11 protein-coding genes are annotated in these 13,676 nt (G+C 68.3%); 9 read left to right on the top strand and 2 right to left on the bottom strand.

Annotation, left to right across the window (positions count from 1 at the left end):
• The first annotated feature begins 10 nt into the window (after nt 1-10).
• Genes BPET_RS00245 through BPET_RS00215 form a run of 7 tightly spaced genes read left to right on the top strand, consistent with a single transcriptional unit; the run spans nt 11 to nt 7,564 of the window.
• On the top strand, nt 11-988 hold the full coding sequence (locus BPET_RS00245; RefSeq protein ID WP_012247078.1) for a Bug family tripartite tricarboxylate transporter substrate binding protein: 978 nt from the start codon (nt 11-13) through the stop codon (nt 986-988).
• A gap of 29 nt (nt 989-1,017) precedes the next feature.
• Nucleotides 1,018-2,376, top strand: coding sequence for an acyclic terpene utilization AtuA family protein (locus tag BPET_RS00240; protein ID WP_012247077.1), 1,359 nt, complete (start codon nt 1,018-1,020; stop codon nt 2,374-2,376).
• Nucleotides 2,377-2,411: 35 nt separating this feature from the next.
• Nucleotides 2,412-2,777 (top strand): AtuA-related protein, encoded by a 366-nt coding sequence (locus BPET_RS00235; protein ID WP_012247076.1) that lies wholly within the window; start codon nt 2,412-2,414, stop codon nt 2,775-2,777.
• An 18-nt stretch (nt 2,778-2,795) separates the two neighbouring features.
• Nucleotides 2,796-3,557, top strand: a complete 762-nt coding sequence (locus BPET_RS00230; RefSeq protein ID WP_012247075.1) for an SDR family NAD(P)-dependent oxidoreductase — start codon at nt 2,796-2,798, stop codon at nt 3,555-3,557.
• 49 nt (nt 3,558-3,606) lie between these two features.
• Nucleotides 3,607-4,833, top strand: a complete 1,227-nt coding sequence (locus tag BPET_RS00225) for an acyl-CoA dehydrogenase family protein (RefSeq protein ID WP_012247074.1) — start codon at nt 3,607-3,609, stop codon at nt 4,831-4,833.
• Complete coding sequence (locus BPET_RS00220; protein ID WP_012247073.1) at nt 4,830-5,909, top strand: phosphotransferase family protein; 1,080 nt, start codon at nt 4,830-4,832, stop codon at nt 5,907-5,909. Before BPET_RS00225 ends, BPET_RS00220 begins: the two co-directional genes overlap by 4 nt.
• Complete coding sequence (locus BPET_RS00215; protein ID WP_012247072.1) at nt 5,906-7,564, top strand: acyl-CoA synthetase; 1,659 nt, start codon at nt 5,906-5,908, stop codon at nt 7,562-7,564. The genes BPET_RS00220 and BPET_RS00215 overlap by 4 nt, the downstream gene beginning before the upstream one ends.
• Before the next feature lie 251 nt (nt 7,565-7,815).
• Here BPET_RS00215 and BPET_RS00210 read toward each other — a convergent pair whose 3' ends face one another.
• Together BPET_RS00210 and BPET_RS00205 are read right to left on the bottom strand one after the other, a co-directional pair.
• Nucleotides 7,816-9,009, bottom strand: coding sequence for an acetylornithine transaminase (locus BPET_RS00210; RefSeq protein WP_012247071.1), 1,194 nt, complete (start codon nt 9,007-9,009; stop codon nt 7,816-7,818).
• Between the two features lie 97 nt (nt 9,010-9,106).
• Nucleotides 9,107-10,246: a DSD1 family PLP-dependent enzyme gene (locus BPET_RS00205; RefSeq protein ID WP_012247070.1), complete on the bottom strand. Its 1,140-nt coding sequence runs from the start codon at nt 10,244-10,246 to the stop codon at nt 9,107-9,109.
• 178 nt (nt 10,247-10,424) lie between these two features.
• Between BPET_RS00205 and BPET_RS00200 the strand changes: the two genes are divergently transcribed.
• Nucleotides 10,425-11,384: a TAXI family TRAP transporter solute-binding subunit gene (locus BPET_RS00200; RefSeq protein ID WP_012247069.1), complete on the top strand. Its 960-nt coding sequence runs from the start codon at nt 10,425-10,427 to the stop codon at nt 11,382-11,384.
• A 243-nt stretch (nt 11,385-11,627) separates the two neighbouring features.
• Nucleotides 11,628-13,652: a TRAP transporter permease gene (locus BPET_RS00195; protein WP_012247068.1), complete on the top strand. Its 2,025-nt coding sequence runs from the start codon at nt 11,628-11,630 to the stop codon at nt 13,650-13,652.
• Nucleotides 13,653-13,676 lie beyond the last annotated feature (24 nt).

The following is a 13,676-nucleotide window of genomic DNA, read 5'->3' as shown; positions in this document are numbered from 1 at the left end:
GGAGAGACCCATGCGTGGATACCCCCTTCTTCTTGCCACCGCCCTGGCGCTGCCGCTGGCCTCTATGGCGCACGCAGAGCCGGCGCCGGCATGGCCCGCCCGCCCCATCACGCTGGTGGTGCCGTTCCCGCCCGGCGGCACCACCGACCTGCTGGCGCGCCTGGTCGCGCACGCGGCCGGCAGCCGACTGGGCCAGAACGTGGTGGTAGAGAACCGCCCCGGCGCGGGCGGCGGCATCGGCGCGGCCGCGGTGGCGCGGGCGCAGCCCGATGGCTATACGCTCGTCATGGGAACCCTGGGCACCCAGGTCACCAACCAGTTCATCTATAAGCAGGTGCCGTACGACCCCGCGCGCGATTTCGCGCCGGTGACGCTGGTGGCTAACTCGCCGAATGTACTGTTGGCCAATCCCCAACTGGGCATCGGCACGGTGGCCCAGCTTATCGAGCGGGCGCGCCGCGAGCCCGGCCAGCTGAATTTCGCCTCGACCAGCCTCGGAGGCTCGCCGCACCTGTCGGGCGAGCTGTTCAACGGCCTGGCCAAGGTGGACATCCGGCACGTGCCCTACAAGGGGTCGGCGCCGGCCATGACGGGCCTGCTGGGCGGCCAGGTACAGATCATGTACGACAACCTGCCCTCGGCCATGGGGCAGATTCGCGCGGGCGCCGTGCGCGCGCTGGCGGTCACCACCAGCACCCGCGTGCCCTTGCTGCCGGACGTGCCGACCGTAGCCGAGGCCGGCCTGCCGGGCTATGAAGTCAATGCATGGTTCGGCTTGCTGGCGCCGGCCGGCACGCCGGCGGCCGTGGTGGCGCGCACTCAGTCGGCCGTGGCCGAGGCGCTGGCCGAGCCGGACACGCGCCGCCAGGTGGAAAACCTGGGCGCGATTCCGGTGGCCGGCACGCCGCAGGCCTTCAGCGACACTATTCGCGCCGACACCGAAAAATGGCGGCAGGTCATCAGCCGCGCAGGCATCCAACCGCAATAGGCGGCCATGGCATCGCGAAGGAGACCGACATGACTCACAAGACAGGCACGCTGCGCATCGGCTCGGGCGCCGGGTGGTGGGGCGACCGCATCGACCCGGCGCGCTGGAACGCCGAACGCGGCGCGCTCGACTTCCTGTGCTTCGAGACCATGGCCGAAGCCACCGTATCGGCGGCCCAGGTGCGCAAGCGCCGCGATCCGGCCTTTCCGGGCTACGACACCTGGCTGGACGATCGCATGCGCGCGGTGCTGCCGCACTGCATGGCCAACGGCACGCGCATCGTCTCGAACCAGGGCTGGATTCACCCGCTGGCGGCGGCCCGGCGCGTGGCCGAGCTGTGCGCCGAAGCCGGCTGGAAACACGCCAGGGTCGCTGCCGTCAGCGCCACCGACCTCAGCGGCAGCATCGGCACGAGCGGGCTGGCCATCATGGAAAGCGGCGCGCCCGTGGCGTCGGTGGCCGACACGCTGATCTCGGCTGAACCCTACGCCGGCGCCGAAGCCATTGTGCGGGCACTGGACCAGGGCGCCGACATCGTCATTACCGGCCGCGTGGCCGACCCGTCGCTGTTCCTGGCGCCGATGATGCACCACTTTGGCTGGCGCGCCGACGACTGGGCGCGGCTCGGCCAGGGCAGCGGCATCGGTCATTTGCTCGAATGCGGCGCGCAGGTTACCGGCGGCTATTTTGGCGACCCCGGCTACAAAGACGTGCCCGATCCCTGGAACCTGGCCTTCCCGTATGCCGACGTCGAGGCGGACGGCACGGCCGAGATCGGCAAGGTCGACGGCACCGGCGGCTGCATCGACCTGCGCACAGTGAAGGAACAGATGTTCTATGAAGTGCACGACCCGGCCCGCTACATCACGCCCGACGTGGTGGTGGACTTCACTACCGCGCGCCTGGAGCAGGCAGGGCCCGACCGGGTGCGCGTCGGCGGCATATCGGGCCGGCCGCGCACCGACACGCTGAAAGTATCCATGGGCTGCACCGAGGGCTATATCGGCGAAGACATGTTCTTCTTCGCCGGCCCCGGCTGCCTGGACAAGGCACGGCTGGCCGAGACCATACTGCGGGAACGCCTTCGCCTGGCCGGGCTGCAGGCCGATGACCTGCGCATTGATTTCATCGGCGCCAACGCGGTACATGGGGCGGCGTCGGCGGCGCCGGCCTGCGAGCCCGTGGAAATTGCCGTGCGCATCGCCGCACGCTGCGCCACCCGTGCCCAGGCCGAGAAAATCGGCCGCGAAGTCGATGGCATGGCAGTCTGCGGGCTGGCTTGCACCGGCAAGCGCGTGCCCCATCAAGACCGTGTGCGCGAAGTCATCGGCCTGTGGTCGACGCTGGTGCCGCGCGCCTCGGTCGATTGCACGATCGAGTTCGTCTAGAGGCCCGGCGGCCCGGCAAGAAAAGGAGAGACATCATGCACGTGAGCCTGCGGCGCGTTGCGCATACCCGGTCAGGCGACAAAGGCAATACGTCGAACATCGCCGTGATTGCCTACGAGCCGGCGTTCTACCCGTACATCAAGCAGGCCGTCACGGTCGACGCCCTGCGCACGATCTACAACGAAACCGCGGTGCGCGGCGCCATCACGCGCTACGAAGTCGACGGACTGGGCGTGCTGAACTTCGTGCTGGAAGGCGCGCTGGGCGGCGGCGTTTCGCGCAGCCTGGCAATCGACAACTATGGCAAGGCCCTGGCCAGCGCTGTGTTACGTTTAGAACTCGAAGTGCCCGACACACTGGCGCCGCTCTTGCGCGGACCAAAAACAGACCAAGGCCAGTGAGCAGCGAGGAGAGAGCGGATGTTCGAAGACCTGAAGTCCAAGACGGCGCTGGTCACCGGCGCCTATAGCGGGTTGGGCCGGCACTTCGCCGGCCTGCTGGCGGGCGCCGGCGCGCGCGTGGCGCTGTGCGGCCGCCGCACCGAACTGGGCCATGAAGTGGCCGAGGCCATCCGCCAACAAGGCGGCCAGGCCTGCGTCGTACCCATGGACGTCACCCGGCCCGACAGCGTGCAGGCCGCCATCGACGCGGCCGCCAGCGAACTCGGTCCGCTGGACATCGTGATCAACAATGCCGGCGTCGCGCTCAGCGAGCCTGCACTGGATATTTCCGAGCAGGCCTGGACCGGGCTTATCGACGTCAATCTCAACGGCGCGTGGCGCGTGGCCCAGGCCAGCGCGCGCCACTTCCGCGCGCAAGGGCGGCCCGGAAGCATCGTCAACATCGCCTCGATCCTGGGCCAGCGCGTGGCCTCGCACGTTGCGCCCTACGCGGCGGCCAAGGCCGGCCTGCTGCACCTGACGCGCGCCCTGGCGCTGGAATGGGCGCGCCACGGCATCCGGGTCAACGCGCTGGCGCCGGGCTATATCGCCACCGATCTGAATCGCGAGTTCTTTGCGTCCCCCGCGGGCGAAGCGCTGATCAAGCGCGTGCCGCAGCGCCGCCTGGGACAGCCGCAAGACCTGGACGGACCGCTGCTGTTGCTGGCGTCGGACGCATCGGCGTTCATGACGGGCTCGGTCATCGACGTCGACGGCGGCCACCTGGCCAGCTCGCTTTGAACACCGCCTTATAGTCGCCCGATGGCGGCACATTGCATGGAGATGCTGCATGGACTTTTCTCTGCCCCCCGAACTGGAGGACTACCGGAGCCGCGTGCGCCGCTTCGTCGATGAAGAACTGATTCCGCTCGAAGCCGACCCAGGCAATTTCGATGACCACGAGAACATTGCCGAACCGGTGCTTGCGCGCGCCCGCGCCAAGGTGCGCGAAGCGGGCCTGTGGGCCCTGCAGATGCCGCGCGAGCGCGGCGGCCAGGGCCTGCCCATGGTCGGCCTGGCCGCCTGCTACGAAGAAATGAACCGCTCGATATTCGGGCCGGTGTGCTTCAATGCGGCGGCCCCCGACGACGGCAACATGCGCGTGCTGGCCCAGGTGGCGCGCCCGGACCAGAAAGACCGCTGGCTGCAGCCCATTATCGATGGCAAGGTCCGCTCGTCGTTCGTGATGACCGAACCCAGCCCGGGCAGCGGCTCCGACCCGTCCATGATGCGCACGACGGCGACCCGCCAGGGCGACAAGTGGATCGTCAACGGCCGCAAATGGTTCATTACCGGGGCCGGCGTGGCCCGCCACTTCATCCTCATCGCCCGCACCTCGGACGACGCGCGCAAAGGCCTCAGCGCCTTCCTGTTCGATGCCGCCCAGCCTGGCTGGCGCATCGAGCGGCGCATTCCCATCATGGGGCCGGAAGAACACGGCGGGCACTGCGAACTCATTTTCGACGGCCTGGAAATTCCCGACGAGAACCGCCTGATGGAAGTCGGCGACGGCCTGAAGCTGACCCAGATCCGCCTGGGCCCGGCGCGGCTGACGCACTGCATGCGCTGGCTGGGGCTGGCGCGCCGCGCCATGGCGGTGGCGGTCGATTACGTGGGGCAGCGCAGCAGCTTCGGCCTGAAGCTGGCCGAGCGCGAGGGCGTGCAGTGGCTGCTGGGCGATGCCGCCATGCAGATCGAGATCGGCCGCCTGCTGACCATGCGCGCCGCGGCGCGGCTGGACCAGGGCGACTACGCGCGCAAAGAAATCTCCATGGCCAAGATCGTCGTGTCGGAAACCCTGCACAAAGTGGTAGATACCGCGCTGCAGCTCAACGGCGCGCGCGGCTATTCAAAAGACACGCCGCTGGAATGGATTTACCGCTACGCGCGCCAGGCGCGCCTGGTTGACGGCGCATCGGAAGTGCACAAGATGGTGCTGGCTCGCTACCTGATGGACGAGGGCGACGCCTACTGGCGCTGGGACGACGCCGACGCGCCGCGCAAGGCCCTGGTATGAATGCGCCCGGCCATCGACCAGAAACGCAGCCCGGCGCGCAGCCCGAGTGGCTGCCCGCGCTGACGGCCTACCTGGCGGCGCGTGGGCTGGCAGACTCGACCGGCCTGCGCGCGCGGCCGCTGGCCGGGGGGCAGTCCAACCCCACTTTTCTGCTGGAGGATGCCCACGGGCTGCGCGTGCTGCGCAAGCAGCCGCCGGGCACGCTGCTGCCCTCGGCCCATGCGGTCGATCGCGAATACCGCGTGATGTCCGCCCTGGCCGACACGGCCGTGCCGGTGCCGCGCATGCTGCATTACTGCGAAGACCGCGCCGTGATCGGCACGCCGTTCTACCTGATGAGCTATGCGCAAGGCCGCGTGTTCATGGACCCGGCGCTGCCGGGACTGGCCCCGGCCGAGCGCGGCGCCATCTACGCCGAGGCCGGACGGGTGCTGGCCGCGCTGCACGCGGTGGCGCCCGGCGAGATCGGGCTGGGCGACTACGGTCGCGCCGGCGACTACTTCGCGCGGCAGGTCGCGCGCTGGACCCGGCAGTATCGCGACACCTCGACCGGCGCCATCCCCGCCATGGACGCGTTGATCGACTGGCTGCCGCGGCACCTGCCAGCCGACGACGGCCAGGTCTGCCTGGTGCACGGCGACTACCGCATCGACAACCTGGTGTTCGCCGCCGATGCGCCGCGCGCCATTGCGCTGCTGGACTGGGAGCTGTCCACGCTGGGCCATCCGTTGGCCGACCTGGCCTATCACTGCATGTGCTGGCGCATTCCGCCCAGCCTGTGGCGCGGCATCGCCGGCCTGGACCTGCCGGCGCTGGGCATTCCCGATGAAGCGGCGTTCGTGGCGGCGTACTGTCGCGCGCGCGGCATCGCCGCGCCGGCCAACTGGGACTTCTACCTGGCCTACAGCTTCTTCCGCATTGCAGCCATTCTGCAAGGCGTATACGCGCGCGCCCAGGCCGGCAACGCCGCCGCCGCCGACGCGCGCGAAATGGGCGCGCGGGTAGCGCCGCTGGCCGAACTGGGCTGGCAGGCCGCCCGCCGCGAATCCGCCCCCTGGCCGGAGCCATCCCGATGACGACCCCCTTCGATGATGAACTGCCGCGCAATGCCGCCAACCATGTTCCGCTGACCCCGCTGGGTTTCCTGCAATGGGCGGCCGAGGTGTATCCGCAACGGCCGGCGCTGGTGCATGGCAACCGCAGCCAGAGCTGGCGCGCCACGCAGCAGCGATGCCGGCAGATGGCGGCGGCGCTGCGGGCCTGGGGCGTGCAGCGCGGCGACGTGGTGGCGGTGCTGGCGCCCAATATTCCCGCCCTGTACGAAGCGCATTTCGGCGTGCCCATGGCTGGCGCCGTGCTCAATGCCTTGAACACCCGGCTCGACGCCGCCACGCTGGCGTTCATCCTGGAACACGGCCGCGCCACGGTACTGCTGTTCGACAGCGAATACGCCAGCCTGGTGCAAGACGTGCTGGGCCGGCTGGCCGCGCCGCCCCGCACGGTGCGCATCGAAGACGCGGAGTACACGGGCGAACACGGCACGCTGGGCGACGCCGAATACGAAACCTGGCTGGCCGCGCAGCCGCCCGACGCCGCATGGGACTGGCCCGCCGACGAATGGCAAAGCATCTGCCTGAACTACACCTCGGGCACCACCGGCAATCCCAAAGGGGTGGTCTACCACCATCGCGGCGCCTACCTGAACGCCACCGGCAATGTACTGGCCTGCGGCATGCCGCCCCACGCCGTATACCTGTGGACACTGCCCATGTTCCACTGCAACGGCTGGTGCTTTCCCTGGACCCTGGCCGCCCTGGCGGGCACCAATGTCTGTCTGCGGCGCGTCGAGCCCGCGGCCATCTTCGACGCCATCCGCCGCTATCGCGTCGGCTACTTCTGCGCGGCGCCGGTGGTGCTGAACATGCTGATCAATGCGCCGTCCCAGGTGCAGCATCGCGCCACGCATCGCGTGCAGGCCCTGACCGGCGGCGCCGCGCCGCCGGCCGCCGTCATCGAGGCCATGGAACAGCTCGGCGTCGGCGTCACGCACCTGTATGGCCTGACCGAAACCTACGGGCCGTCGGTCAGCTGCGCCTGGCACGACGAATGGGATGAGCTGCCCCTGGCCGAGCGCGCGGCGCTGAAGGCGCGTATCGGCGTGCGCAAACTCAACGTCGAGCATGTGCAGGTGGTCGACGACCGCCTGCAGCCGGTGCCGGCCGACGGCGCCACCCTGGGCGAGATCGTGCTGCGCGGCAATACGCTGATGAAGGGCTATCTGCACAACCCCGGCGCCACGGCCGAGGCCTTCGCCGGCGGCTGGTTCCATTCGGGCGACCTGGGCGTGGTACACCCCGACGGCTACATCGAGATCAAGGACCGCGCCAAGGACATCATCATCTCGGGCGGCGAGAACATTTCCACGGTGGAAGTCGAAAGCGTGCTGTACCGGCACCCCGACATCCTGGAAGCCGCGGTGGTGGCGCGGCCCGACCCCACCTGGGGCGAAACGCCATGCGCCTTCGTTACGCTGAAAGACGGCGCGCATTGCACGGCCGACGATGTGCTGCGGCATTGCCGCGAGCACCTGGCGCGCTTCAAGGTGCCGCGCACCGTGGTGTTCGGCCCGCTACCCAAGACCGCCACCGGCAAAATCCAGAAATTCGTACTGCGCGGCCAGGCAGCGGCCCTGGGCAGCCGGGCGAATACGGACCCGCAGTCAGGTGCCTGACTCCCGCAGGGTGTCAGGCACCGTACTTGCTCGGAGCGAGTGTCTGCTCTCTCCGGTGTCAGGCACCTGCCGGAGCCTGACACCCGACCAAGCGTTGATTCCCGCAAAGATCTGACCAAGAGCCTGGTTCCCGCGACGAACTGACCAGGTGTCTGACTCCCGGAGGGTGTCAGACACCGCACGACCCGCGCAAGTGTGTGCGTTCTTCGACGTCAGGCGCCTTCGGAGCCTGACACCCGGCCACCTGTGGCTCAGCTCTTGCGCAGCGCGCCGATCACGCCGTCGAGCTGCGACAGCATTTGTGCGATTTCCTGTTCGCTGACGTTCAGCGCCGGCATGAAGCGCAGCAGGTTGCCGCGCGGCGCGTTCAGCAGCAGGCCCTGAGGCTCGAGCTTGCGGGCGGCCTCGACGACGGCCGGACCGTCTTCGCGGTCGAGGATCAGCGCGCGCAGCAAGCCCATGCCGCGCTCGCCGCCCATGCCCCATTTGGCCGACAGCGCCAGCAGGCCTTCGGACAGCTGCTGTGCGCGGGCGCGCACCGTGTCCATAAAGCCGGGCGCGGCCAAGGTGTCGAATACCGCCACGCCCACCGCGGTCATCAGGGGGTTGCCGTTGTAGGTGCCGCCCTGGTCGCCATGGGCGAACACGCAGACTTCCTGGCGCGCCAGCAGCGCGGCCAGCGGCACGCCGCCGCCGATGCCCTTGGCCAGCGTCATGATGTCGGGCACAACGTCGAACTGCTGGTAAGCGAACAGCGAGCCGGTGCGGCCCATGCCGGTCTGCACTTCGTCGACGATCAGCAGCAGTTGGTGCTCGTCGGCCAGTTGGCGCAGGCCCTTCATGAATTCCGGGGTGGCCGGAATCACGCCGGATTCGCCTTGCACGGGTTCGAGCATGATGGCCACGGTCTGGGCGTCGATGAGCGCGCGCACCGAATCCAGATCGTTGAGCTCGGCCTTGGGAAAGCCCTCGACCTGCGGCGCGTACATCGTGTCCCAGCCCGGCTTGCCCGAGGCTGACATGGTGGCCAGGGTGCGGCCGTGAAAGCCGTGGTTCATGGTGATGATCTTGTAGGCGCCGTTGCGCTTGACCCGGCCCCACTTGCGCGCCAGCTTGATGGCGCCTTCGTTGGCCTCGGCCCCGCTATTGGCGAAGAACACCCGGTCAAAGCACGACGCGCCGGTCAGGCGCAGCGACAGGTCGATAGACGGCTGGTTATAGAACGCCGGCGAGGGGTTCATCAGCTTGTCGGCCTGTTCCACCAAGGCGCGCTTCATTTCGGGCGCGCAATGGCCCAGCGTGTTCACGGCCCAGCCTTGCACGAAGTCGAGATATCGCTTGCCGGCATGGTCTTCCAGCCAGGAGCCCTGGCCTCGCACGAACACCAGGTCCGGGCGGGAGGTGATCTCCATCAGGGCGTTGACGTTGAACTGGCTGAATTCCATGGCGGTTCCTACGGAATGGGAAAAACAAGGGGAGGAAAACAAAGAATTTAGCACCGTATCGGTGCGGCTGGCGGGCCGGCGCGGCGCGCCGGCCCGGTCATCGGCTGAGCCCGCGGGCAGAGATATCCCACACGCCCTCGACCACGCCGTCGCGGTAGGCCACCAGGCTGTCGTGCAGGTTGAAGGTCGGGTCGACATGCGCGGGAATCAGCAGCAGCGTGTCGCCCAGGCGCAGCGCCGCGTCGGCGGCCACTTTCAGCACGCCGTGCTCATCGTTGGCAGCGGCATACTGCAGCCCGGCGCCGCCGGCCACTTGCGGCAGCCCGCATTCGATCGTGGTGGATTTCAGGCCGGCGTCGACCACGGCCCGCCCGGGGGCCGGCATGCTCATGACCGTGGCCAGCAAGAACAGGCTGTGGCGGAAAGCCAACGGACCGGACCAGGCGTTGGCCCCGTAATCGCCGTCCATGAACGCGTACGAACCGGCCTGCATTTCGGTATACACGCCGCTGGCGGCATCGAACTCGGCGCTGCCCGTGCCCGCGCCGGTAATGCGGTCGCAGGGAATGCCCGCGGCGCGCAGCTGGCGCGCGCACTCGGCCGCCGCCTGCGCCGCGCGGGCCGCCACCGCGGCGCGTTCGGCATGGCCGCGCACGTGCTGCACCGACCCGTGATAGGCCTGCAGCCCGCCGAAGGTCACGCCGGGCAGCGCCTGCGCCTGGCGCGCCAGGGCCACGGCCGCCGCCGCATCGGGCACGCCGCAGCGGCCCTGGCCCACATCCAGCTCGACCAGCACCTCGACCTGGGCCTGCGCCCGCGCCATGGCGGCCGAGATGTCGGCCAGGTTACCGGCGTCGTCCACGCAGACGCTGACGCGCGCCGCGCGGGCCAGTTGCGCCAGCAGCGCCAGCTTGGCGGCGCCGACCACTTCGTTGCTGATGTGCACGTCGTCAATGCCGGCCGCCACGAACGGCAGCGCCTCGCTGACTTTCTGGCAGCAGATGCCGCGCGCGCCCAGCGCCAGCTGGCGGCGCGCGATCTCGGGACACTTGTGCGCCTTGGCGTGCGGACGCAAGGCCACGCCGTGCCGGTCGGCCCAGGCCTGCATCTGGCGCAGGTTCGATTCGAACGCGTCCAGATCCAGCACCAGGCTGGGTGTATCGACCCGCGCTAGCGGATCGCCGGGCGCGGCTGCGGGAGGCAGGGCCGGAACCGATGCGGCGGGGGGGTTGGCCATGGATGCGCGCTTCCTTTTCGTACGAACATGCCGGCCGCCAGGGGCCGGGGCGGCACACGGAAAAACGTAGTGTATCCCCAGGCAAACCCTAGGCAGGCGGCGATGTCGGCGCGTGACAAAATTCAGGGTTCGCAAGCGGCGTAAATAAACCAACAGCGCCGTACCTGGAGAAGCTCTCATGTCCTTCAAGAACTGGATCAAGACCCTGACCGTGGCGCTGGCCGTGGCCGGCGCTGTCGGCCCCGCCCACGCACAGCAATTCTTCCGCATCGGCACCGGCGGCACGGCCGGCACCTATTACCCGGTGGGCGGCATGATCGCCAACGCCATCTCGCAGCCCGGCAAGCTCATCGCCACGGCGGTCGCCTCGAACGGCTCGGTGGCCAACATCAACGGCATTCTGGGCGGTTCGCTGGAAGCCGGCTTCACGCAATCCGACGTGGCGTACTGGGCCTTTACCGGCACCGGCACCTTCGACGGCAAGCCCAAGGCCGAAAACCTGCGCCTGATCGCCACCCTGTACCCGGAAAGCATTCACCTGGTGGCGCGCAAGGGGGCGGGCATCAAGTCGGTGGCCGACCTGCGCGGCAAGCGCGTGTCCATGGACGAACCCGGTTCGGGCACCCTGGTCGACGTGCGCCTGATCCTGGGCGCCTTCGGCATGACCGACAAAGACATCGACGCCGAATACCTGAAGCCCAACCAGGCTGGCGACAAGCTCAAAGATGGCGGCCTGGACGCCTTCTTCTTCGTGGGCGGCGCCCCGGCCGGCGCCATTGCCGAACTGGCTTCCAGCGGCGCGGGCATCGAGCTGGTGCCCATCGTGGGCCCCGAAATCGACAAGCTGCGCAGCCAGCAGGAGTTCTTCACGCCCGACACCATTGCCGCCGGCATGTACCAAGGCATCGGCGAAGTGAAGACCATCTCGGTGAACGCGCAAATGGTCACATCCACCAAGCTGTCGGAACAGACGGTCTATGACATCACCAAGGCGCTGTACAGCGACGCCACCCGCAAGGTGCTGGACAACGGCCACGCCAAGGGCAAGCTGATCACCAAAGAAAACGCCGTCAAGGGCGCCGGCATCCCGTTCCACCCGGGCGCCGAGAAATTCTACAAAGAAGCCGGGTTGCTGTGACCCGCCCCCGAAGCGCCACGCGCTTGGCCCTCAAGAGGGCGACGCTGGCGGACCGGCGAGGCCGGATCCGCGGCGTCCCCGATTGAGCAGCACCTGCTTCATTCGGCGCGGCGGTTCCATGGAAGCGTTCCCCGCGGCGCGACATGAACCAATGACACGAACCACGCGCCGCATGCGCACGACGCGCCGGGCACTGCCCGGCGCACTGCATTTCCGCGCACTGTATTTCCGATAAGGCCAGCAATGGAAATCGATCACGAACAAACCCAGAAACTGGCGGAAAAATTCGATTCCGAAATCCGCTTCCGCCCCCTGGCCAAGACCGCCACCTGGATCGTTTCGATCCTGCTGGTGTCGCTGTCGCTATTTCACTACTACACCGCGGGCTTCGGCCTGCTGCGCGAGGCCACGCACCGCGGCGTGCACCTGGCATTCGTGCTTAGCCTGATCTTCCTGGTGTTCGGCTTCAGCAAGGCGCATTACCAGCGCGAGCCGCGCTCCACCTTCCTGGCGCCGGGCGGCGTGCCGCTGTACGACTGGATCATCGCCATCGCGCTGGCCTTCAGCGTGCTGTATATCCCGTACATTTTCGAAGACCTGGCCTTCCGTGTCGGCAACCCCCTGCCGCTTGACGTGTTCATGGGCACGATCCTGATCGTGGGCCTGCTGGAAGGTACGCGGCGCGCCATGGGCTGGCCGCTGCCCATCATCGCGTTGGTGTTCCTGGCCTACGCCGCCTTCGGCCCCATCTTCCCGGGCCTGCTCAAGCACGCAGGCAACAGCTGGCCGCAGATCGTCAACCACATGTACCTGACCAGCCAGGGCATCTACGGGGTGGCCGTGGGCGTGGTGGCCACCTATGTATTCCACTTCGTGCTGTTCGGCGTGCTGGCCAGCCGCATCGGTCTGGGGCAACTGTTCCTGGATGTGGCCTCGACCCTGGCTGGCCGGTACGCGGGCGGCCCCGCCAAGGTGTCGGTGTTCGGCTCGGCCATGTTCGGCATGCTGTCGGGCTCGTCGGTGGCCAACGCGGTCACGGTCGGATCGCTGACCATTCCCGCCATGATCCGCATCGGCTACCCGCGCCACTTCGCGGCCGGCGTCGAAGCCGCATCGAGCACCGGCGGCCAGATCACCCCGCCCATCATGGGCGCCGCCGCCTTCCTCATGATCGAATTCCTGGACATCCCGTACCAGCAGATCATCGTGGCGGGCATCTTCCCGGCCTTCCTGTATTTCTTCGGCATGTTCATGCAGGTGCACTTCGAGGCCAAGCGCGAAGGGCTGCGCGGCCTGCGCGCCGACGAAATGCCCAACCTGCGCGACTCGTTCAAGCGCCGCTGGCCCACGCTGCTGCCGCTGGTGGGACTGATCGCCGTGCTGGCCAGCGGCCGCACCCCCTACCTGGCGGCGTTCACCGGCATCACCGGCTGCATCCTGGTGGGCCTGCTCAACCCGTACCAGCGCCTGAAGCTGCGCGACCTGTACGACTCGTTCGAAACCGGCGCCAAGTATGCGCTGGCCGTGGGCGCGGCGGCCGGCACCGTAGGCCTGGTGATCGGCGTGGTCACGCTGACCGGCGTGGGCTTCAAGGTCTCGTATATCGTCATCAGCGCGGCGCAGGCCATTGCCGGCGGCGTGGGCGCCGTCATACCGGACATCATCGCCAACACGCAGACCCTGACCCTGATCGCGGCGCTGGTCATGACCGGCATCGTGTGCATTCTGATGGGCTGCGGCATTCCCACCACCGCCAACTACCTGATCATGGTGGCCGTGGCGGCGCCCACGCTGGTGCAGCTGGGCGTGCAGCCGATCGCGGCGCACTTCTTCGTGTTCTATTTCGGCATCCTGGCCGACATCACGCCACCGGTCGCGCTGGCGGCCTATGCCGCCGCCGGCATGGCGGGCAGCGACCCGTTCAAGACCGGCAACACGGCCTTCCGGCTGGGCATCACCAAGCTGATCGTGCCGTTTGTATTCGTGTTCTCGCCATCGCTGCTGATCTCGGTGCAGGGCTTCTCGTGGTACGCCTTCTTCCTCACCCTGCTGGGCTGCATGATCGGCCTGGTGCTGCTGTCGGCGGCACTGTCGCGCTACCTGCTGGTCACGCTGAAACCCTGGGAACGGTGGGTGTGCGTGGTGGGGGCGCTGCTGACCATCATCCCCGGGCTGGGCTCCGGCCTGGTCGGCCTGGCAGTCTGCATTCCCGTGTTCATCCGCCAACTAACGCAATTCAAGGCGGAAAAAACCCTGCCGGCGGCCTGAAAAAGGGGGCGCCTCACCCCTATG

It is taken from the genome of Bordetella petrii (assembly GCF_000067205.1).
GTDB classification, from domain to species: domain Bacteria; phylum Pseudomonadota; class Gammaproteobacteria; order Burkholderiales; family Burkholderiaceae_B; genus Bordetella_A; species Bordetella_A petrii.
Note: the sequence above shows the minus strand (reverse complement) of the source record. Positions and strands in the feature narration are given on the sequence as shown.

Excerpts from the sequence above, each read along its gene's own strand:
- BPET_RS00245 (WP_012247078.1), top strand. The coding sequence starts at position 11 with ATGCGTGGATACCCCCTTCTTCTTGCCACCGCCCTGGCGCTGCCGCTG.
- BPET_RS00240 (WP_012247077.1), top strand. The coding sequence starts at position 1,018 with ATGACTCACAAGACAGGCACGCTGCGCATCGGCTCGGGCGCCGGGTGG.
- BPET_RS00235 (WP_012247076.1), top strand. The coding sequence starts at position 2,412 with ATGCACGTGAGCCTGCGGCGCGTTGCGCATACCCGGTCAGGCGACAAA.
- BPET_RS00230 (WP_012247075.1), top strand. The coding sequence starts at position 2,796 with ATGTTCGAAGACCTGAAGTCCAAGACGGCGCTGGTCACCGGCGCCTAT.
- BPET_RS00225 (WP_012247074.1), top strand. The coding sequence starts at position 3,607 with ATGGACTTTTCTCTGCCCCCCGAACTGGAGGACTACCGGAGCCGCGTG.
- BPET_RS00220 (WP_012247073.1), top strand. The coding sequence starts at position 4,830 with ATGAATGCGCCCGGCCATCGACCAGAAACGCAGCCCGGCGCGCAGCCC.
- BPET_RS00215 (WP_012247072.1), top strand. The coding sequence starts at position 5,906 with ATGACGACCCCCTTCGATGATGAACTGCCGCGCAATGCCGCCAACCAT.
- BPET_RS00210 (WP_012247071.1), bottom strand. The coding sequence starts at position 9,009 with ATGGAATTCAGCCAGTTCAACGTCAACGCCCTGATGGAGATCACCTCC.
- BPET_RS00205 (WP_012247070.1), bottom strand. The coding sequence starts at position 10,246 with ATGGCCAACCCCCCCGCCGCATCGGTTCCGGCCCTGCCTCCCGCAGCC.
- BPET_RS00200 (WP_012247069.1), top strand. The coding sequence starts at position 10,425 with ATGTCCTTCAAGAACTGGATCAAGACCCTGACCGTGGCGCTGGCCGTG.
- BPET_RS00195 (WP_012247068.1), top strand. The coding sequence starts at position 11,628 with ATGGAAATCGATCACGAACAAACCCAGAAACTGGCGGAAAAATTCGAT.